This is a genomic window from Achromobacter colocynthidis, from assembly GCF_057334535.1.
The window spans coordinates 129,665-149,791 of sequence record NZ_JBHFIZ010000002.1 but is presented as its reverse complement, the minus strand read 5'-3'; the positions used below and the strand labels follow the sequence as shown (position 1 = coordinate 149,791).

The window sequence follows — 20,127 nt, the reverse complement described above, 5'->3', positions numbered from 1 at the left end:
CTGAGCTTGCGGTCGCCCGCAGTCAGTCATCTACAATTCGGCGACGCTGGCCCTACGGTGGCCCAGCCCGCAACACACAGGTAGCATGACGCGCGCGAAGAAAACAGCATCAACAAGAAAACGCCCGGTAGCTCGGGGCAATAGCAAATCGGCAAGCCGTGCCTATCGGTTCTTCAGGGCGCTTCTGGTTTCGTCACTGGCCAGCTTCGGCGCCACCACCTATGTCTTGAAGCCGCAATGGCCCGCGCAGTTCTCGCCGGATGCCATCCTGGCGCGCTTGGGGTGGCCGGCCCAGGAAAAGTTTGCCCCGGCTGCCATCCCTTCCGGGGCGTTGACCCACACTCGCTTCGCCGACTGCCCGCAGTTTTTCCCATCCGGCAACCTGCCCGTCGTGCCCTCGGCCCCCGCGCTGCGCGAGCTGTGCTTTTCAGCCTTTGCCGTCTTGCACAACGGACAGACGAAGACGCCGGTATTTGTCGCCGAACGCCTGAACCGCAAGCTGCTGACGCAGGCGCAGGGCTTGCAGCGCACCGACAAGTTCTACGCCGAAGCCCGCCTGCCCAGCGGCGAACGCGCCAGCCTGGACGACTACAAGGGGTCCGGCTACTCGCGCGGCCACATGGCGCCCGCCGGCGACATGTATTCCCGGGACGCCATGGCGCAAAGCTTTTCGCTTGCCAACATGGTGCCGCAAGACCAGACGCAGAACGCCGGCCCCTGGAGCCGCATCGAGCAAGACACCCGCAAGTTCGTCATGCGCGCGGCGGGCGATGTGTATGTCTATACCGGCCCCTACTACGCCGGCAAGCCTGCATCCATCGGCTTCGGCGTGGCGGTGCCCAGCCACGTCTACAAGGTGGTGTACGACGCCACTACCCGGCGCTCATGGGTGCACTGGCAGGCCAACAACGCCAGCGCAAAAGAAAGCGCCCCGATCAGCTACGAAGAATTCGTCCGCCGCACGGGGATGCAGTTGCTGCCGTCCGGCTCCTAGGGGCCCGCGCGCCTGGCCTCAAGGGTTCAACACCACCTTGATGCACCCGTCCAGCTTGTCTCGAAACGTCTTGTACATATCGGGGCCGGCTTGCAGGCGTTCGTGGTGGGTAATCACGAACGACGGATCGATGCGGCCATCGACAATCAAATCCAGCAATTCGTCGGTCCAGCGCCGCACATGGGTCTGGCCCATGCGCCAGGTCAGCCCCTTGTTCATCGATGCCCCAAACGGAATCTTGTCGATCAAGCCGCCGTACACGCCCGGCACCGACAAGACCCCGCCCGGCCGGCACACGTAGATCATTTCGCGCAGCACGTGCGGCCGGTCGGTTTCGGCGCCCACGGCTTGCTTGACCCGGTCATACAGTTCGCCCATGGTGTGGCTGGAGTGCGATTCCATGCCGACGGCGTCTATGCATTTCTCCGGCCCCTTGCCCTGCGTCAGCGCTTGCAGCCTGTCGACCACGCTTTCTTCTTGAAAGTTGATCGGAATGGCGCCGCCATCACTGGCCATCTTCAAGCGTTCGGGAACGTCGTCGATGCAGATTACTTGCTTGGCATTCAGCAAGACCGCACTGCGCACCGCCATCTGGCCCACCGGACCGGCGCCCCAGATCGCAACCGTGTCGGTGGGTTCAATCTCGCATTGCACCGCCGCCTGCCAACCCGTGGGAAAGATGTCACCCAGAAACAAGACTTGATCATCGCTAAGTTCGGGTGGCACCGGGATGTGCGTGGTATCGGCCCACGGTACCCGCACGAATTCTGCCTGCCCGCCCGCGTAACCGCCCGTCAAATGGCTATATCCGAACAAGCCGGCCGTGGTATGGCCAAACATCTTGGCCGCCGCATCCGCGTTCCGGTTGGTGCGTTCGCAGACCGAGAAATTGCCTCGCAGGCACTGCTCGCATTGACCGCAAGTAATGGTGAACGGAATCACCACGCGGTCCCCCACTTTCAGGCGCTTGGCTTCACTGCCCACCTCCACCACTTCTCCCATGAATTCATGCCCGAGTACGTCTCCGGACTTCATTTGCGGCATGAAGCCGTCGAATAGATGCAGATCCGAACCGCAAATGGCGCAGGCGCTTACCTTGATGATGGCGTCGCCTGGATGTTCCAGGGTTGGATCAGGAACGGTGTCGTACCGGACATCGTGTTTGCCGTGCCAGCAGAGTGCTTTCATGTGTATCCCCTTTGACATGCAATCGCAGGGTTGCGGTCGCGGGGAATGGGCAGCAACTATCGTGCCTCTGGCGTGCCTCGCCAGCGTTGGCCGCAGCGGATCCTGGCCAAGCAGGTACGCGGCTTGCTCTCTCACGGTGCGCGGCCGGCAAATCCTGCCGGAACCAGCGGCCACGTTCTGCCGGCGCGTATCACCCAGGAGATAGGAAATGAACAAGCCCGTGTTGAGCGCAAGCCTATGCATCGCGTTATTCCTGGCCGCGCCGGGCTTCGCATTTGCGCAACCCGCCCCCGACCCCAGCGCACCCGGCTCGTCCGCATCGATCACGCAATTGAACAGTGAGGACCGAGGCTTTCTGACCAAGGCGGCGGAATCCGGCTATATGGAAATCGCGGGCGGCAAGCTCGCCTTGAAAAAATCCCGCAACGCTCAAGTCAAGCAATTCGCCCAGAAGATGATCGACGAGCACACAAGGCTGGGCGAGCAAATCCAGGCGCTGGTCAAGAAGAAGGGTTACGAGACGCCCAAGCAACCATCGCTGGTCCAGGCCGCCAAGCTGAAAGCGCTGGAGCTGCGCGACGACGGCTTTGACGAAGCCTATGGCGATGAGATCGGCGTGGCGGCGCACGAGGACGCTATCGAGCTATTCGAAGAGGCCGCCGGACACGCCACGGACAACGATCTGAAGCGCTTCGCCGCCGACACGCTGCCCCTGTTGAAGCGCCATCTGGACATGGCCCGCGCGCTGCGCAAAGCGATCAAAGCCCCGGCAAGCTGACCGGGTTTGACCGCAAGCGCACACAGGCATGGTGTTTGCTGAAAGCGGCTGGGCCAATCATGGCCGTCTATCACCCACGGGAGCAGAACATGACGCAGAAGACTTTGCAGGATCTCTTCATTCACGAACTATCGGACATCTACAGCGCCGAAAAGCAACTGACACGAGCGCTGCCGAAGATGGCCCGCGCTGCCAGCGAACCCTCGCTGGCAGCCGCCTTCACTCAGCACCTGGAGGAAACACGGGGTCAGGTGGAACGCATCGACAAGATTGTAGAATCGGCCGATTTTCGTCTTAAGCGCATCAAGTGCGCGGCGATGGAAGGCTTGGTGGAGGAAGGCCGCGACGTGATGGAAGACGTAGAAAAAGGCCCGGTGCGCGACGCGGCTTTGATCGCGGCGGCGCAGAAGGTCGAGCATTACGAAATTGCCAGCTACGGCACCTTATGCACCTTCGCCAAACAACTTGGCATGACCCAGGCGCTGACCTTGTTGAAGGAAACGCTGGCCGAGGAAAAGGCCACCGACGAGAAGCTCAGCATGCTTGCCCTGCAGCAAACCAATGCGGAAGCCGCGCAGGCGGGCAAGGCGAAATAAGCAGCAGAAGCCAGGGTCGGGGCAATCCCGTCGCATTCGTCACGGGGCTCGGCGCAGGCTTCGGCGTGGCGGACGACGCGGGGTTCGAGACTCGCCCCGCGACAAGCCACCGGACGCCCGCGCGATGCCCGCGCCGAACGCAATATAGACCAACAGCAGCGCGCCGCGCGTCAGCCGCTGTTCGAAGCCAGGTTGCAGCCGTTTGGGGGTGAGCTGGTAGTCGGCGAAGCAGGACGTCGCCGCCACCAACGCCCCTTCCACCCACGGCCGCTTTCCCCACGAGGTCTGCTGCGCACTTGCGCTGGCGCGCGCGTGCAGGGTCGCCCAGAAAATCGAGGCCGCGTGATGGATCAGCAAGCCCGGCACCGTGTGCTGCCAGCTTATGTCGTCCTGATGCAGCGCGCGATCCCCCCACACCCACTGGCTGGTGGCATTGGTCGCGGCAGCCATATGCCCGGCTTGTCGCCGCGACAAGGCCATCAGCGCCAACGTCGACAACGCGCTGGCGGCACTGCCACTACGCACTCCTTCCCGAAAAGCCTGGCGCCATTCGTGCATGTCAGTCTCCCAAGTTTGATCCTTGTTGGTACCCGCGGGTATGGCGATTGCTGCTCGTTGCAGCCCCTGACTCCGCCCTAGCGACAAAAGGGAACGCCAATGAAAATTCTGCTGACTGGTGCTCATGGATTTATCGGCGGTCGATTGGCAGACGCCTTGCGCAACGACGGCCATCATCTGGTTTGCCTGGTTCGCACGCCGCGCGCCGACGATCTGAACGTGCCGCGAGCAAGATACGTGCCCGCCGACTTTGCCCGTTTGACCCGCATTGAAGACTGGTTGCCGCACCTGTCAGGCGTTCAGGCCGTCATCAACACCGTGGGCGTATTCCGCGAAACCCGCACCGCGCACTTTTCAGATGTGCACGGAAACGCGGCGATCGCGCTATTCGCAGCGGCCCGGCAATGCGGCGCGCAGATCGTCCAGTTTTCCGCCTTGGGCGCGGACGCCGACGCCCGTACCGGCTTCCATCTGAGCAAGCGCGTGGCGGACGATGCGCTACGGGCGGCAGGTTCCGCCGCGTACATCGTGCAGCCGTCGTTGGTATACGGAACGGGCGGGGCCAGCGCGGCACTATTCAACCTGTTGGCCGCCCTGCCCGTCGTCGCGTTGCCGGCGGGCGGCTGGCAACGCATTCAACCCGTATATGTCGACGACGTCGTCGATGGCGTTCGGGCGATGCTCGCACAACCGGCGCACGCCCCCACCACCATTGCGTTCTGCGGCCCCGAACCCGTGACGGTTCGGAAATACCTGGCGTTGCTGCGGCAAGGCTTCGGGATCGCGGGGCGCCAATGGATCATCGCCGTGCCCACTGGCCTTGCGCACCCCATCGCCGTGGCCGCGCAATGGCTACCGGGGTCGTTGATCCACCCCGATAGCCTTGCCATGCTGAATCGTGGCAACACTGGTAACCCCGCCCCCTTTGCCGCCTTGCTCGGCCGTTCCCCCACCGCCCCTAGCGCCTTCATCAAGGCGCAAGAGCAAGGCCCGCTTCACGCCGAGGCCAGCCTGCGTCTCATGCTGCCGATCATGCGCTTGTGCATTGCCGCCGTCTGGCTATGGACGGCCGCGGTATCGCTGGGCTTGTACCCCATCGCCGACAGCCTGGCGCTGCTGGCGCGCGCCGGCATCCCCCCCGCGCTCGCACCGGCAATGCTGGCAAGCGCCGCGGGGCTGGATCTGGCGCTGGGTGTGCTGACCCTGATGAATCTGGGCGGACGCAAACGCTGGGTCTGGGTGGCGCAAATAGCGTTGATTCTTGGCTATTCCGCCATCATCAGCTTGCGCTTGCCCGAACAATGGCTACATCCATTCGGACCCCTCTCCAAGAACCTGCCGATGCTGGCCGTGCTGGCCTTGCTGTATCTCTGCGATAGCCGGGCGGGGAGACGTTGATGGATTACTTTTGGTTCAAGCTGCTGCACATCCTGTCCTCGACGCTGCTGTTCGGCACCGGCGTCGGGTCCGCTTTCTACCTGCTTTGCGTGGTGCGGGGCCGCGACCCCAAGGTGGTAGCCGCCGTGGCCCGCCTGGTGGTGATGGCCGACTGGTTGTTCACCGCGACCACGGCGGTCATCCAGCCGCTGACGGGCTGGTATCTGGTGCACCTGATGCAGCTTCCATGGAGCACGCCGTGGCTGTCCGCGTCCTTGATCCTGTACGCGATCGCCATCGCATGTTGGCTGCCCGTGGTCAGGCTTCAAATGCTGATGCGCGACAGCGCCACGGCCTCGGCGCAAGCCGGGCAACCACTGTCGCCCACGTTCATGCGCTATTTCCGCGCCTGGTTCGTGTTGGGCTTTCCCGCGCTGGGCGCTTTTCTGGGCATTTTCTGGTTGATGGTGTTCAAGCCGGCGTAGAGGGCAATTCCGGACCGCCTGGATTCCAAGCGCTCAATTCCTCTCGGAACAGAACTTGCTGCGCGGCGGGCATGTGTATACCCGCGGGAGTCGGCCCATGGACAAATCGTCAAACAACACTCAAAAGAGGGGTTACGCCCGCTTCGCACTGATGATCGTCGTAGCGACGACCATCATGTACGGCTTGATGTACTTGAACGTCTATGCCCTGTCGCATATCTATTTCAGCCAACCGCGGCTGTGGATGGCCGTGATCATGGGCGCCGTCATGGCGGTGGTCATGCTGGGATTCATGCTGTCAATGTATCGCAACCGGCGCATCAACCTGGGCATCGTCATCGGCAGCGTGGTCGCCTTCGCCGCCGCATTGTGGCTGGTGCGCAGCCAAGCCACGGTGGACGATATTTCGTACATGCGGGCCATGATCCCCCACCACTCCATTGCGATTCTGACCAGTGAACGCGCGCACATCCGCGACCCGCGCGTTCGCAAACTGGCGGATGGAATCATCCGGGCACAGGTCAAGGAAATAGGCGAAATGGAACGGCTTATCGCCGACCTGGAAAAGAATCCGCCGCCCGAAGGCAGCCCGGAGCTTCGCGACTACCGAGAACTAGGCCTGCCGGCGCCCAAGCCGGAATAACCCACGCACCAGGAGAGAAAAATGAAAACGCAGATCAGCTATCGCAAACTTGACGGCGGCGACGGTGTCGCCTTGGTCAATGGCGGCATTTCGGAAATGAGCCAGGCAAAGCGCGAACTGGCGAACTGGCTGGAGTTGCCTGAAGCAGGCGTTCCCGATGGTGGGCAAGAGGACGTGGACGCGCGCCTGCGCCAGGGGGGTATCGCACCTGATTCGATTCAGTTCGCCCATATCAGCGAGTAGCCCATGTCGACGGGCGCGTCGGCGGACCGCCGGCCAACGACGTGCCCTTAACGCTTGCGCGCGACCGTGGGCGAAAAGCTTGCGTCCAGCGTCCGCATTCTGGAGTTGTAGATATGCTCGCGCATCGCGTCACGCGCCTCTTCGGGCTGCTGCTTGCTGATGGCTTGAAAAATGCGCTCGTGCTCTCGCTGCACTTGTTGGCCGCGAGTGACCGCGCTGGATAACGCCAGGCTGCGCATCACACGCATGTAATCGAATATCTGCTTGGATAGCGATTGCAGCATCGTCACGAACAAGTCATTTCCACAGGCGTTCGCGATCGCTTGGTGGAACCGGAAGTCAGCCTCGTTGCCCACCTGGCGAGCATCGAACGCGACGCGCATGTCTTCCAGCGCAGTAGCCATGGCTTGCAGATCACCTTCGCTGCGACGTGTCGCCGCCATGCAGGCAGCGTCACCTTCTAGCGCACTGCGCAATTCCATGCAGCGCACCAGCTCTGCCAGCCCGCCTATCGGCGCCAGTTTCACCAGTTCAGGGCTGGGCCGCCGACGCACATACGAGCCGGCGCCGCGCTGGGAAATAATGACGCCGTCGGCCTGCAACCTGAATAGCGCTTCGCGCACCACGGGGCGGGAGACGCCGAAAGTCGCGCACAAATCCATCTCGGAAGGCAGCCGGCTTTCTTCCGGATATTTTCCGTAGGTGATCTGCTGTAGCAACCGATCGTAGAGTTGGTCGGCCAGTCGGGGCGGACGCTGAGCGCGCAAGTCTTGCGCTTCGGAAGATTCACTTTCCGGGGCCGGAGCCCGATTGTCTGTTTTAGGTCTGGACATAGAAGTTCCGGGGATCAGATGGCCGCGTGGTGCCAGAGCTGGGCGGCGCACTGATTGGCGGCCAGTATAGCTGTGCCCCGCATTTGGCCTGGATGGACACCCTTCAAAATAGTTGCCTTACAACTTAACAATGATGTAATTTAGCGCAAACGATGAAACGTAGCCATGACTGCCACCGGAGACAAATCAAGATGGACTTGCGGATTGCGGGCAAATGGGCGCTGGTGTGCGGCGCCAGCAAAGGATTGGGGCGCGGATGCGCGCAAGCGTTGGCGTCCGAAGGCGTGAATCTTGTGATCACTGCCCGCCACCCGGACACGCTGGAAAGCACAGCTAGAGAACTACGCATGCTGGCGCCAAATGTCGAGATCCGTACCGCCGTTGGCGATATCGCCACCGAGCAGGGCCGGGAAGCCGCGCTGGCGCAAGCCCCCGTCATCGACATCCTGATCAACAACGCAGGCGGACCGCCCGCGGGCGATATGCAGGATTGGACGCGCGACGACTGGATCCGCGCACTGGACGCGAACATGCTGGCGCCGATTGCGTTGATCAAGGCCACTGTCGACGGCATGGCCGAACGCGGCTACGGCCGGGTCATCAACATTACGTCGTCGGCCGTCAAAGCACCGATCGCGGCATTGGGACTATCGAACGGCGCGCGTTCCGGCCTGACCGGGTTCATCGCGGGGTTGGCGCGGCAAGCCAAGCTGGCTGGACGAAATGTCACCCTGAACAACGTGCTGCCCGGCACCTTCGATACAGACCGCCTGCGCAGCAATCTGACCGCGATGGCTGGGCGCGCGAATGCGTCGGTCGAGTCCTATACCGATCATCGGCGCGAGGCGATTCCCGCGAACCGATTCGGCACACCGGCAGAATTTGGTGCCGTCTGCGCATTCTTATGCGGCATGGATGCCGGCTACCTGACGGGGCAAAACATTCTGCTGGATGGCGGCGCCTATCCAGGCACGTTCTGATCCGTTCCCCTTCTGTAAGCAGTACCTATAAGCAGTAGAACAAAGAACACGGAGACAACCAATGTTCAAAATACTGTTACGCGCGACCTGCGTCGCACTCGGGCTGTCTATCGCCCCCGCTTCCGCTCTGGCGCAAGAGGGGCAACCCATACAACTGATCGTTCCCTACAACCCGGGAGGCGGCTCCGATCTCTTCGCCCGCCTGGTCGCGCCAGGGCTGGGCAAGGCCATGAACCAAACCGTGATCGTTGAAAATCGCGCGGGCGCGGGGGGCATCATCGGCACCGAGGCGGTGGTCAGGTCAACGCCGCCCAACAAGATGCTGCTGGTGTCGGATTCCGCTGTCTACTCCATCATTCCCTCGCTATACACACCCCTTTCGTACTCCCGCAAGGACTTGATCCCCGTGGCCAATCTGGCCACGTTCGGGAACGTGCTGGTCGTGCCCGCGAACTCGCGTTTCAAGACGTTCCAGGATCTGCTGGAAACCGCGCGGAAGTCCCCGGGCAAGTTGTCGATCGGGTCGTCTGGAACGGGCGGCATTACGCACTTGGCGGCTGAAAGACTCATGGAACAAGCCAAGATCAAACTCGTGCACGTTCCGTACAAAGGCAGCGGCCCCGCGATTACCGACACCGCGGGTGGCCACATCGACATGGTGTTCACGGGATTGCCATCCGTGTTGGAGTTGCTGCGGTCCGGAAAGCTGCGTGCATTGGCGATCGCTACCGACAAGCGCTCCCCGTATGCGCCCGAGATCCCCACGATCAGCGAATCAGGAGTACCAGGATTTTCGGCGCTGATATCCCAAGGCTTGTTCGCGCCCGTCAATACGCCCCCCGAAACCGTTCAGAAGCTGAATCAGGCCGTGCAGGACTTCATGAACCAGCCCGACACCAAAGAGACACTGAGAAAAATGATGGTGGAACCCGTGTACCAGTCGTCCGCCGAATACAAGACCTGGCTGGACAAGGAAGCTAGTGAATGGGCAGCGCTGATCAAGCGCGCCGACATCAAAGTGCAATGACGGTGACAGGTGGCCGCCCCCCGTCAGCCACCCGCTTGCCCTGCCATAAAGGACAGATTCGATGATAGATCTCTACGCCTGGCGCACCACCAATGGCCTGCGTGCCACCATTGCCCTGGCCGAATGCGAATTGCCGCATCGCGTCATCCCCATCGATGTGGGCGCCGGCGCGCAAAAGTCGCCCGACTACTTGAAGATAAATCCCGCCAGCCAGATCCCCGCCATGGTCGATCCAGATGGGCCAGGCGGCCAGCCGCTGGTACTGGCCCAGTCGGGCGCCATCGTGCTGTACGCCTGCCAGAAAGCAGGCCGCTTTGTTCCCGACAACGCCGCCGACCGGGCCATAGCAATGCAATGGGCCTGGCAAGCGGGCACCGATATAGGCGGCACCAGCGCTTCGATGAACCAGGTGGAAGTGGTGTCGCCGCTGAAAGTGCAAGAACACATCGACCTGTTCCAGAAGCGCTTCGCCCGCTATTTCCGCATCGTCGAGGAACATCTGGCCAAGCGCGATTACCTGGCCAACACCATCAGCTATGCGGACTTCATCCTGTATCCCAACTACGCGCTGCGCCGCAACCTGCTTGACCCGGCGGCATTCCCGGCGCTGGCGGCCTGGGCTGACCGCATGAGCCAGCGTCCCGGCGTCATCGCGGGCATGCGCTTGCATGCCGACACGGGGAAGTCGCCATGACGCCGATAAACGGCGCCGAAGCGCTGGTGCGCACGTTGGTCAATGCAGGCGTCACCACATGTTTTGCGAATCCGGGAACATCGGAGATGCACTTTGTGTCGGCGCTGGATCGAGTCCCCGGCATGCGCTGCGTGCTGGGTTTGGCCGAGACCGTCGTGACGGGCTGCGCCGACGGTTATGGCCGCATGATGGGGCGCCCCGCCGCCACCCTGCTGCATTGCGGCCCAGGGCTGGCCAATGGATTGGCAAACCTGCACAACGCAAAGCGTGCCTACACGCCCGTCGTCAATATTGTGGGCGACCACGCAACCTACCACGTCGCCTACGACACGCCGTTGACGTCCGACGTGGAAAGCCTGGCGCGGCCCATGTCGCAATGGGTACGTCTGTCGCGCCATGCCCGTAGCGTGGCCGATGACGCCGCGCTGGCGGTACAGGCCGCCCGCACGGCGCCAGGCGGTGTGGCCACATTGATCCTGCCCGCCGACACAGCCTGGACGGAGTCCGACGGCCCGCAACGACCCCACCCGGTGCCGGCCCGCCGTCAGGCCAGCAGCCAGCACATCGACCAGGCTGCGCGCGCCTTGCGTGCCCAGGGCGCCGACGGCGCCGCCATGATCTTGCTGGGTACTGGCGGGCTGACGGAAGCGGGCCAGCTGGCCGCCTGGCGTATCGCCCGCGCCACGGGTGCGGCACTGCGCACCACCACTTTCGTGGCACGCATGCCGCGCGGACACGGGCGGCCGCCTATCGACCGATTGCCGTATGCCGTGAACCAGGCGCTGGCCACGCTGGCGCCCGTCCGCACGTTGATCCTGGCCGGGGCACCGGCGCCCGCGGCGTTCTTTGCGTATCCCGACAAGCCCAGCGAGTTGTGCGCCCAGGGGACGACGGTGATCCCGTTGGCCGGCGTCGACGAAGATGCCGAGGCAGCGCTGATTGCACTGGCCGAAGCACTGCGGGCGCCACGGCAGGTCGATCTTGGATTGCCCGCGCCGGAAACGGGCATGCCCAGCGGTGCGTTCACGCCGGCGGCGTTTGGCCAGGTGCTGGCGCGCCTTCTGCCGCATGACGGCATCGTGATGGAAGACGCCGTCACATCCGGACGCGGGCTGTTCACGCCGACTTTCCAGGCCGCCGCACATGACTGGCTGCAGAACACCGGCGGCGCCCTTGGCGGGGGCATTCCCACCGCCACCGGCGCGGCGATCGCGTGCCCAGACCGCCCCGTGATTTGCCTGCAAGCCGATGGCGCCGGCATGTATTCGCTGCAAGGCCTGTGGACGCAAGCCCGCGAACGTCTGAACGTCGTGACCATCGTCTTCGCGAACCGGGCCTATGCCATTTTGCAAGGCGAACTGCGCGCCGTCGGCGCGGTGCCGGGCCCCGCGTCCGACGCGCTGTTCAGCTTGAACGACCCCGCGCTGGACTGGGTACGACTGGCCCAGGGCATGGGCGTGCCCGCTGAACGCACCGACACCATGGAAGGGCTCGCCGACGCCTTATCGCGCGCCTTGCATGCGCAAGGTCCCTACCTGATTGAACTGCTGTGTTGAACCAGGCGGCCGCACGCCGCGATGAACGGGAGCCTTCATGAAAATCGACAACGTCAGTCTTACGCTTTTCGCCTGGGACGACATTCCGCCAACCAGCTACGCCGCGCACACCGGCAAGTTTGCCGGTTCCAGCAAGCTGGGGCTGCTGTCCATCCAGACCGACGCGGGCGTGACGGGCCACGCCTTCCTGGGATCGGCCTATTACCCCGCCGATCTGGACGGCCCAAACCTGATCAAGTACCTGAAGCCCATACTGATGGGCCAGAACCCGCTGGACCGGGAACGCCTGTTCCAGGCCATGTGGCGGCGTTCGCGGACGACCACGGTGCGCACCATCGGCGCCTGCGACGTCGCGTTGTGGGACATCGCGGGCAAGGTCGCCGGCCAGCCCATCCACCAGTTGATCGGTGGCTACCGCAACAAGATCAAAGCCTACGCCAGCTCGATGATCCTGGACTCGGTCGAAGAATACGCCGACGACGCGCGTCACTATCAAGCGTTGAACTGGGCCGCCTACAAGATCCATCCGCCCCACCCCTGGAAAGAGGACATCCGCGTATGCGAAGGCGTGCGCAAGGCCGTAGGCGACGACTACCTGCTGATGCTGGACGCCGCCTGGGCTTATCAGTATCCCGAAGCCGTGCGGGTAGGACGTGCGATAGAGGAATTGGATTACTACTGGTACGAGGACCCGCTGCAGGATTCGGACATCTACAACTACGTAAAGCTGAAGCAGCAACTGCACATCCCCATCATGGCAACCGAGGCCCCGGCCGCCGTCCTGGATGCCTATGTGCCGTGGATACAGCAAAGCGCGACCGACTTCCTGCGCGGCGATGTCCCGCTGAAGGGCGGCATTACCAACATGCTGAAGACGGCGCATCTGGCCGAAGCGTTCCGCATGAATTACGAAATCCACCACGGAGGAAATTCGTTGAACAACGTGGCGCAACTGCACGTGGCCATGGCGCTGAAGAACACCGAGTTCTTCGAAGTGCTATTGCCCGGTGGGGCACAGAAATACGGTCTGATCGAGGACATAGAGCCGGACGCCGAGGGCTACGTCCATGCACCGACCGGCCCCGGACTGGGGGCGAAGATCGACTTCGATCTGATCGAGCGAAAGCGCGTCGCGATGCTGTGACGGCAGGCGGTCCACCGGTGTGCGCCACCCGACCGCTCCGGGTAGCCTGATCGCGCCGTCGACCCCATCAAGGAAGAATGGAAGAATTCGGACATAATTATTGCCCTGGCGGCCCGGCTACAGCATTCAGCCCGCCACCGCCTTGGCATACCCCGCGCCGGATTTTTCCATGAACCTTGCCCGTATCGACCTCGTCACACTCGCCCTGTTTGTTGCCGTTGCGCGCCAGGGCAGCATCTCGGCTGGCGCGCGCCAATCGCATCTGGCGGTGGGGGCGGCCAGCAAGCGGATCTCCGACCTGGAAACCGCCCTGGGCACCGCGCTGCTGTACCGCAACGCCGCCGGGGTGGAACTGACCGATGCCGGCCAGGCCTGCCTGGTCCACGCGCTGCGCGTGTTGCAGGAAGTGGAGCAGATGACGGGCGCGCTGTCGGATTTCGCGCAAGGCGTGCGCGGGCAGGTGCGCATTGCCGCCAATACCTCGTCGCTGACGCAGTTCCTGCCCGAAGACCTGGCCGCCTTCATGGATGGCCACCCGGCCGTGCGCATCGACCTGGAAGAACAGAACAGCAGCGACATCGTCACCGCCGTGCTTGAGAACCGCGCCGATATCGGCGTATTCGCCGACCGTACGCCCGCCGACGGCTTGTCGACCTTCCCCTACCGCTTGGATGAACTGGTGGTGATCGTGCCACAGCGCCACCCCTTGGCTTCTGAGGCGCAAGTGGCGTTTGCGGACACCTTGGCCTACGACTACGTGGGCCTGCCGCCGGCCACGTCGCTGGCTACCCGTTTGTCCGACGAAAGCGGTCGTCTGGGGCGAGCGATGCGCTTGCGCATCCAGGTGCGCAGCTTTGACGCGATCTGCCGCATGGTCGCGGCGACCCGTGGCGTGGGCATTCTGCCCCGCATCGCGGCCGAGCCGCATGCGCGGTCGATGCCGATCAAACTCATTCCCCTGACCGACGAATGGGCGCGCCGCTGGCTGCTGCTGGGCGTGCGCGACGCCGACACGCTGACCGTGGGCGCGCGCCTGTTGCTGGCCCATCTGCGCGGCGATAACTAAGGCACTAAGGCGAAGCCGCTGCGGGTTTGCCCGGGGTTTCTCGTTCTGGGAACACCCCTTTCCCCGATTGTCCATTCCGCCCGGCGTCGCTTTGCGCGCACACTGCCGCCTATCAATATCGAGTGTCGCCAGGGAGGCGAAATGGCTGGGCAGATTCTTGCTGGCATCCGCGTGCTGGAGCTGGGTCAACTGATAGCAGGGCCGTTCGCCGCCAAGACCCTGGCGGATTTTGGCGCTCAGGTCATCAAGATCGAGCCCCCCGGGCAAGGCGACCCGCTGCGCAAATGGCGTTTGCTGCACGAAGGCACGTCCGTGTGGTGGGAAGCGCAGTCGCGCAACAAGCAGTCGGTGTGTGTGGACCTGCGTCAGCAGGAAGGCCAGGACATCGTGCGCCTCTTGGCCCAGCAGGCCGACGTGCTGATCGAAAACTTTCGCCCCGGCACCCTGGAAAAATGGGGCTTGTCGTGGGAAGCCCTGCATGAACTGAACCCGCGCCTGATCATGCTGCGTATCTCGGGCTATGGCCAGACCGGCCCCAAGGCGCGCGAGCCGGGCTTTGCCGCCATCGGCGAAGCCATGGCCGGGCTGCGCTACCTGAACGGTGAGCCGGGCCGCGCGCCGGTGCGGGCGGGCCTGTCGCTGGGCGACACCATCGCGGGCCTGCATGGCGCGCTGGGCGTGATGATGGCGCTGTACCAGCGCGATGCGCGTGGCGGCGTGGGCCAAGTGATCGACGCGGCGCTCTACGAAAGCCTGTTCAACCTGAGCGAAAGCCTGTTGCCGGAATACTCCGTGTTCGGCGCCGTGCGCGAACCGGCCGGCGCTGCGCTGCCGGGCATTGCGCCGTCCAACGCCTATCCGTGCCAGGACGGCTACGTGCTCATCGCCGGCAACGGCGACGCCATCTACGCCCGCCTGATGGCACGCATCGGCCGCGACGATCTGGGCCAGGACCCGGCCTTGGCGCACAACGATGGCCGCGCTCGACGCGTGGCCGAGATCGACACCGCCATCGGTGCTTGGACGCAAACCCGGCTGATCGACGACGTGTTGGCCGCGATGCGCGAAGCTGACGTGCCGGCTGGCCGCATTTATTCGGTGGCGGATATTGCCGCCGACCCGCACTACCGCGCCCGCAATGCCATCACCACCGTAGAATCCGCCGCCGGCGTGCAAGTGGAAATGCCGGCCGTCTTTCCGTATCTGTCGGCCAACCCCGGCGCGGTGCGCGAACGCGCGCCTACCCTGGGCGAGCACACCGACCCCGTGCTGGCGCAGGCGGGCTTGTCGGACGAACAACGCAACGCGCTGCGCGCCAAGGGAGTGATTGCATGAACACCGGCCCCGCAAAGATCGAGATCAACGAAGTTGGCCCCCGCGACGGCCTGCAAATAGAAAAAGCCTTGGTAGCCACCGACGACAAGGTCGCCTTCGTGGACGCTCTGTCCGACTGCGGCTTTGCGCGCATCGAAGTCACCAGTTTCACGTCGCCCAAGGCCATCCCCGCGCTGGCCGACGCAGCGGATGTAATGCGCCGCATTCGCCGCCATCCGGGCGTGATCTATACCGCGCTGGTGCCCAACATCCGCGGGCTGGAACGCGCGTTGGAAGCCGGCACCGACGAAATGAACCTGGTCATGTCGTGCAGCGAGACGCATAACCGCGCCAACCTGCGCATGACGCGCGAGCAGTCGTATGCGGAACTGTCGCAGGTGCTGGCCGCAGCGGGCCGCAGCGGCACGCCGTGCAATGTGTCCCTGTCCACCGCCTTCGGTTGCCCGTTTGATGGCGACGTGCCGGTGGATCAGGTGCTGGACCTGGCCACACGGCTGGCGGACGCCGGCGCCACCGGCATCACCCTGTGCGACACCACCGGCATGGCGTTCCCGACGCAAGTGGCCGGCCTGTGTGAACAGGCGTCCACGCGCCTGCCCGGCGTGGCGCTGACCGTGCACCTGCACAATACGCGCGGCATGGCGCTGGCCAATGCGATGGCCGCCTGGCAAACCGGCATCACCCGCTTTGACGCGGCGGCCGGCGGCCTGGGCGGATGCCCGTACGCGCCCGGCGCCAGCGGCAACGTCAACACCGAAGAACTGGTGCACATGTTCGCCTGCATGGGCGTGGATACCGGCGTGTCGCTTGCGCCGCTGCTGGCCATCGTGCGCGGCTTGCCTGCACTGGTGCAGCGCGATCTGAGCAACGCCTTGCTGCAAGCAGGCCCCCGCCTGGCGACCCACGCCGCGCCCGCCTGGCTGGCCGAGAGATTTCCGCAATAGTCGCGATGTAGTGCAGTACCGATGCACTGAAGTACCGATGTAGTGAAGTACCGATGTAGTGAAGTACCGATGTAGTGCAGCCGTTTATCCGTTTTTTGTTTTGACCACACCTATAAAAAACCAAGGAGACATTCCATGGCATTCCCCTGCCTGCCCACCATCCTGCGCGCCGGTATCGCCGCCGCCCTGACCCTAGGCGCCAGCGCCGCCAGCGCCCAAGCCGACTTTCCCAATCGTCCGGTCACGCTGATCGTGTCCGCCGCGCCCGGCGGCACCACGGACATCGCGGCCCGCCTGATCGCCCAGCCCCTGGGCGCGGCGCTGGGCCAGAGCGTCGTCGTCGAGAACAAGCCGGGCGCCTCGGGCGGCATCGCCGCGCAGACGGTGGCCCGCGCCAAGGCCGACGGCTACACGCTGCTGCTGCAATACTCCGGCTTCCAGGTCATCACGCCCCACGTCACGCCCACCGCCGGCTGGGACCCGATCAAGGACTTCGCCCCCGTCGCCAACGTGCTGTCGGCACCGCAAGTCGTGGTGGTGCGCCCGGACCTGCCCATCAACTCGCTCAAGGAACTGGTGGCTTACGCCAAGGCCAATCCGGGCAAGCTGAACTACGCATCGTCCGGCAACGGCTCGCTGCAACAGGTGGCCACCGAACTGCTGAACCAGATGGCAGGCACGCAGATCACGCACATCCCCTACAAGGGCACCGGCCCCGCGCTGAACGACCTGCTGGGCGGCGCCGTGGACATGACCATCACCACTCCCCCGCCGCTGTTGGGCCAGATCGCCGCCGGCAAGCTGCGCGCGCTGGCCGTCACCGGCAACACCCGCCTGCCGTCCCTGCCCAACGTGCCCACCGCCGCCGAGGCCGGCTATCCCGACCTGATCGTGTCATCCTGGTTCGCCATGTACGCCCCCAAGGACACGCCCGCCCCAGTCGTGGACAAGATCGCCGGTGAAATCCAGAAAATCATGAAGACCGACGCCTTCCGCCAAAAGGCCGCCGAACAAGGGGCGGAAGCCATCTTCATGGGGCCGAAGGAACTGGGTGCGTATACGCAATCGGAACTGGACCGCTGGGGCAAGGTAGTCAAGGCCGCGAAGATCACGGCTAACTGAGTAAAGGCTTTCTGAAATGAAAAAGGCCGTTAGTGAGAATGCTCACTAACGGCCTTTCATTTTTTGGTCGGGGCGGTGGGATTCGAACTCACGACCCTCTGCTCTCAAATCGACCCAATGCGACTGCAATCGGGTGGAGGGGCGCGAACGCCAGGCCGAAGAGTTAGACAAGTACGCTGTGCCAGCCAGGCACTCTACACTTTGCTGCGACTGTATTTGCGCGGCCGCTTGCCGCCCCTGCCCGGTGGAACCCCGGTGCCCGCACCCGCTATACCCTGAGATGACCTATGCCAGACCTTGATCCCAACATGAGCGACGAAGCCTTCGCGGCCGTACTTCGCGAGACCACGCAAGCTCAGCAGTTTCCCGGGGCGATGCTCATGCCGAAGAGTCGTCACGACTATGTGGGCGCGGTCATTGCCATCACCGGCACCTTATATTTTGAGGGTGGCTACACGCAGTCCAAGCGGGAGGCGATCGCCCAGTGCTTTGACGAATACCGGGCTCATGTAGGTGAGGCGCTAACGTGGCTGTGGCGTGAGGAGCCCGCGTCAGGCCCGCCATGCATGCCCTACGCCAAGGCCGCACCAATACGTGACTTCTTCAAGGCGCTTGATCAGAACGAGCAGATAGCCCTGCAGTACACGAGCGGCTCCAAGCGCGAGGATGCCGGGCCGTATTCCTTCTATGTCAACGCTGAACCAGCCTGGATCGCCAAGAAGACCGGTCAGCTGGATGTCTTGCAGTTCGCGCTACCCTTCGTCGACATAATCGAGCGGCCCACCGCCTTTCAGGCCATGTTCGTTGAATTTGCGCGTCGGCTCCAAGCATTTCACGGCCATGGAGGCTTCGGCTTTGTATTGTCCCCTTCCGAATGGAATAGTAACCAGCCTACCGAGGCATTTACCTCCGAACAAGCGCGTGGGGTGGATGTCGGCGCACCTGCATTCTCAGCCGCCAAGCTCAAGCGGAATGCATTCAAAACGGTTTCTTGGTTGACTGCCATCAACCACGACATGGTGGCGCAAGCCGGGGGGCTACACACGCTGCGCTCAGAGTTGCCACCTGACTGGTTCGCCTTCTATGACTACGACAGCGGCATCGTTATTCAAGCGGGCAATGAGCCGGACCTTGCCCCGACCGCAATTGATGGCAAACCGCCGCAGTACGTTCTTCCCAACGCGGTACTCAAGCCTCTACGCAGTTCAGCATTCTGGTTGCATCTGATCGCCAGTGCCGCTGGCGAGCCCCGTCTGACTGGCCTCAAGGGAGAAGCCTGGATCCAACGCTTCGATGTCGCGGACGAAGAATTACTCGATTTTAAAGCGCGACTCCTCGATACGCCGAGACTAGACGCTGAGCACACACTAGGCTAAAGGCTGTAGCACGCTTTTCTCAGTGCTTACGGTCGATTGATCCGGTTCGCGACTCTCTTGCCGGGTGAGACAGCATAAAAAAGCCCCTCCTATGCGGCGCGTAGGAAGGGCTTTTGCAACTAGTCCACTAGCTAGTCCACTAAAACAAAGCAGAACTGCGGGACATCACCGTAAGGTCTTGATTTTATTGGTCGGGGCGGTGGGATTCGAACTCACGACCCTCTGCTCCCAAAGCAGATGCGCTACCAGGCTGCGCTACGCCCCGAAGGGTGGCAACTATACCAGAATCCAGGCCGCCCGGGGCGCTGCGCGCCAGGCTGTGTTTCTGGGGCGCGCCATTCCGGGCGCGCCGCTTTCTTGCATCACCAGGTCAACCCGGCACGGAAATCAGCCGAAGCGGCCCGTGATGTAGTCCTCGGTTTCCTTGCGCGACGGCTTCACGAAGATCTGGTCGGTCTGGCCGAATTCCATGAGCTCGCCCAGGTACATGTAGGCGGTGTAGTCCGAGCAGCGCGCGGCCTGCTGCATGTTGTGCGTCACGATGACGACGGTGTAGTCGTTCTTCAGTTCGGCGATCAGCTCTTCGATCTTGGCGGTGGAAATCGGGTCCAGCGCGGAACACGGCTCGTCCAGCAGCAGCACTTCCGGCTTGATGGCCACGCCGCGCGCAATGCACAAGCGCTGTTGCTGGCCGCCCGACAGGCTGTTGCCGCTTTGGTGCAGCTTGTCTTTCACTTCGTTCCACAGCGCGGCCTTGCTCAAGGCCCATTCCACGCGCTCGTCCATTTCACCCTTGGACAGGCGCTCGAACAGGCGCACGCCAAACGCGATGTTGTCGTAGATGCTCATCGGAAACGGCGTGGGCTTCTGGAACACCATGCCGATCTTGGCGCGGATCAGCGAGATATCGGTCTTGGTCGTCAGCAGGTTCTCGCCGTCCAGAACGATCTCGCCCTCGGCGCGCTGGCCCGGGTAGAGTTCAAACATTCGGTTGAACGTGCGCAACAGCGTCGACTTGCCGCAGCCCGAGGGGCCGATGAAGGCGGTAACCTTCTTCTCCTGGATCGACATGTTCACATTGCGGATCGCATGGAACTTGCCGTAGTAGAAGTTCAGGTTCTTGACCTCGATCTTGTTCTTGACGGCGGTAGCGGTGTTTTCCATTTCTCTTCCCTTGGCTCCGGGGGG

General features: G+C 63.3%; 21 protein-coding genes and 1 tRNA gene. 17 read left to right on the top strand and 5 right to left on the bottom strand.

Annotated elements, in window-relative coordinates:
• Positions 1 to 85 precede the first annotated feature (85 nt).
• The gene (locus tag ACE04A_RS01045) at positions 86 to 994 is read left to right on the top strand and encodes a DNA/RNA non-specific endonuclease (protein ID WP_448717792.1); all 909 of its coding nucleotides are present in this window, start codon (positions 86 to 88) and stop codon (positions 992 to 994) included.
• Between the two features lie 18 nt (positions 995 to 1,012).
• Here the strand turns inward: ACE04A_RS01045 and ACE04A_RS01040 are convergent, their stop codons facing one another.
• The gene (locus ACE04A_RS01040) at positions 1,013 to 2,182 is read right to left on the bottom strand and encodes a zinc-dependent alcohol dehydrogenase (protein WP_485819794.1); all 1,170 of its coding nucleotides are present in this window, start codon (positions 2,180 to 2,182) and stop codon (positions 1,013 to 1,015) included.
• Positions 2,183 to 2,390: 208 nt separating this feature from the next.
• On the opposite strand from ACE04A_RS01040, the gene ACE04A_RS01035 reads away from it, so the two are divergent.
• Positions 2,391 to 2,960: a DUF4142 domain-containing protein gene (locus tag ACE04A_RS01035; protein ID WP_448717790.1), complete on the top strand. Its 570-nt coding sequence runs from the start codon at positions 2,391 to 2,393 to the stop codon at positions 2,958 to 2,960.
• 89 nt (positions 2,961 to 3,049) lie between these two features.
• Complete coding sequence (locus tag ACE04A_RS01030) at positions 3,050 to 3,556, top strand: YciE/YciF ferroxidase family protein (RefSeq protein WP_485819793.1); 507 nt, start codon at positions 3,050 to 3,052, stop codon at positions 3,554 to 3,556.
• Between the two features lie 39 nt (positions 3,557 to 3,595).
• Here ACE04A_RS01030 and ACE04A_RS01025 read toward each other — a convergent pair whose 3' ends face one another.
• The gene (locus ACE04A_RS01025; protein WP_485819792.1) at positions 3,596 to 4,114 is read right to left on the bottom strand and encodes a hypothetical protein; all 519 of its coding nucleotides are present in this window, start codon (positions 4,112 to 4,114) and stop codon (positions 3,596 to 3,598) included.
• 99 nt (positions 4,115 to 4,213) lie between these two features.
• On the opposite strand from ACE04A_RS01025, the gene ACE04A_RS01020 reads away from it, so the two are divergent.
• The 4 genes from ACE04A_RS01020 to ACE04A_RS01005 all read left to right on the top strand — a co-directional run bounded on the left by ACE04A_RS01020 (position 4,214) and on the right by ACE04A_RS01005 (position 6,862).
• Positions 4,214 to 5,512: an SDR family oxidoreductase gene (locus ACE04A_RS01020; RefSeq protein ID WP_448717787.1), complete on the top strand. Its 1,299-nt coding sequence runs from the start codon at positions 4,214 to 4,216 to the stop codon at positions 5,510 to 5,512.
• Positions 5,512 to 5,976, top strand: coding sequence for a DUF2269 family protein (locus ACE04A_RS01015; RefSeq protein ID WP_448717786.1), 465 nt, complete (start codon positions 5,512 to 5,514; stop codon positions 5,974 to 5,976). Before ACE04A_RS01020 ends, ACE04A_RS01015 begins: the two co-directional genes overlap by 1 nt.
• Before the next feature lie 97 nt (positions 5,977 to 6,073).
• On the top strand, positions 6,074 to 6,619 hold the full coding sequence (locus tag ACE04A_RS01010) for a DUF305 domain-containing protein (protein WP_485819791.1): 546 nt from the start codon (positions 6,074 to 6,076) through the stop codon (positions 6,617 to 6,619).
• 21 nt (positions 6,620 to 6,640) lie between these two features.
• Positions 6,641 to 6,862: a hypothetical protein gene (locus ACE04A_RS01005; protein ID WP_448717784.1), complete on the top strand. Its 222-nt coding sequence runs from the start codon at positions 6,641 to 6,643 to the stop codon at positions 6,860 to 6,862.
• A 47-nt stretch (positions 6,863 to 6,909) separates the two neighbouring features.
• On the opposite strand, the gene ACE04A_RS01000 is transcribed toward ACE04A_RS01005, so the two are convergent.
• Positions 6,910 to 7,746, bottom strand: coding sequence for a FadR/GntR family transcriptional regulator (locus tag ACE04A_RS01000; protein WP_279997197.1), 837 nt, complete (start codon positions 7,744 to 7,746; stop codon positions 6,910 to 6,912).
• A 140-nt stretch (positions 7,747 to 7,886) separates the two neighbouring features.
• Here ACE04A_RS01000 and ACE04A_RS00995 point away from each other — a divergent pair, with 140 nt between their 5' ends.
• The 10 genes from ACE04A_RS00995 (at position 7,887) to ACE04A_RS00950 (ending at position 18,939) form a co-directional block, all read left to right on the top strand.
• Positions 7,887 to 8,675 carry an SDR family NAD(P)-dependent oxidoreductase gene (locus ACE04A_RS00995; RefSeq protein ID WP_448717783.1) on the top strand — a complete coding sequence of 263 codons (789 nt, stop codon included), beginning with the start codon at positions 7,887 to 7,889 and terminating at the stop codon, positions 8,673 to 8,675.
• Between the two features lie 61 nt (positions 8,676 to 8,736).
• Positions 8,737 to 9,702 (top strand): Bug family tripartite tricarboxylate transporter substrate binding protein, encoded by a 966-nt coding sequence (locus ACE04A_RS00990; RefSeq protein WP_448717782.1) that lies wholly within the window; start codon positions 8,737 to 8,739, stop codon positions 9,700 to 9,702.
• 61 nt (positions 9,703 to 9,763) lie between these two features.
• Positions 9,764 to 10,396 (top strand): glutathione S-transferase family protein, encoded by a 633-nt coding sequence (locus ACE04A_RS00985; RefSeq protein WP_279997194.1) that lies wholly within the window; start codon positions 9,764 to 9,766, stop codon positions 10,394 to 10,396.
• Positions 10,397 to 10,401: 5 nt separating this feature from the next.
• Positions 10,402 to 11,952, top strand: coding sequence for an acetolactate synthase large subunit (locus ACE04A_RS00980; RefSeq protein ID WP_485819805.1), 1,551 nt, complete (start codon positions 10,402 to 10,404; stop codon positions 11,950 to 11,952).
• Positions 11,953 to 11,989: 37 nt separating this feature from the next.
• Positions 11,990 to 13,096, top strand: coding sequence for an enolase C-terminal domain-like protein (locus ACE04A_RS00975; protein ID WP_448717781.1), 1,107 nt, complete (start codon positions 11,990 to 11,992; stop codon positions 13,094 to 13,096).
• 169 nt (positions 13,097 to 13,265) lie between these two features.
• Complete coding sequence (locus tag ACE04A_RS00970) at positions 13,266 to 14,162, top strand: LysR family transcriptional regulator (protein WP_100854965.1); 897 nt, start codon at positions 13,266 to 13,268, stop codon at positions 14,160 to 14,162.
• Between the two features lie 141 nt (positions 14,163 to 14,303).
• On the top strand, positions 14,304 to 15,497 hold the full coding sequence (locus ACE04A_RS00965) for a CaiB/BaiF CoA transferase family protein (protein WP_448717779.1): 1,194 nt from the start codon (positions 14,304 to 14,306) through the stop codon (positions 15,495 to 15,497).
• A complete protein-coding gene (locus ACE04A_RS00960; RefSeq protein WP_448717778.1) occupies positions 15,494 to 16,441 on the top strand; it encodes a hydroxymethylglutaryl-CoA lyase in 948 nt (315 codons plus the stop codon). Before ACE04A_RS00965 ends, ACE04A_RS00960 begins: the two co-directional genes overlap by 4 nt.
• Positions 16,442 to 16,576: 135 nt before the next feature.
• The gene (locus ACE04A_RS00955; protein WP_259249341.1) at positions 16,577 to 17,563 is read left to right on the top strand and encodes a Bug family tripartite tricarboxylate transporter substrate binding protein; all 987 of its coding nucleotides are present in this window, start codon (positions 16,577 to 16,579) and stop codon (positions 17,561 to 17,563) included.
• 308 nt (positions 17,564 to 17,871) lie between these two features.
• Positions 17,872 to 18,939: a type VI immunity family protein gene (locus tag ACE04A_RS00950; protein ID WP_279997189.1), complete on the top strand. Its 1,068-nt coding sequence runs from the start codon at positions 17,872 to 17,874 to the stop codon at positions 18,937 to 18,939.
• A gap of 188 nt (positions 18,940 to 19,127) precedes the next feature.
• On the opposite strand, the gene ACE04A_RS00945 is transcribed toward ACE04A_RS00950, so the two are convergent.
• Both ACE04A_RS00945 and pstB read right to left on the bottom strand, forming a co-directional pair.
• Positions 19,128 to 19,204, bottom strand: a tRNA-Pro gene (locus ACE04A_RS00945).
• A gap of 122 nt (positions 19,205 to 19,326) precedes the next feature.
• Complete coding sequence (gene pstB, locus ACE04A_RS00940; protein WP_050449049.1) at positions 19,327 to 20,103, bottom strand: phosphate ABC transporter ATP-binding protein PstB; 777 nt, start codon at positions 20,101 to 20,103, stop codon at positions 19,327 to 19,329.
• Between the last annotated feature and the right edge of the window lie 24 nt (positions 20,104 to 20,127).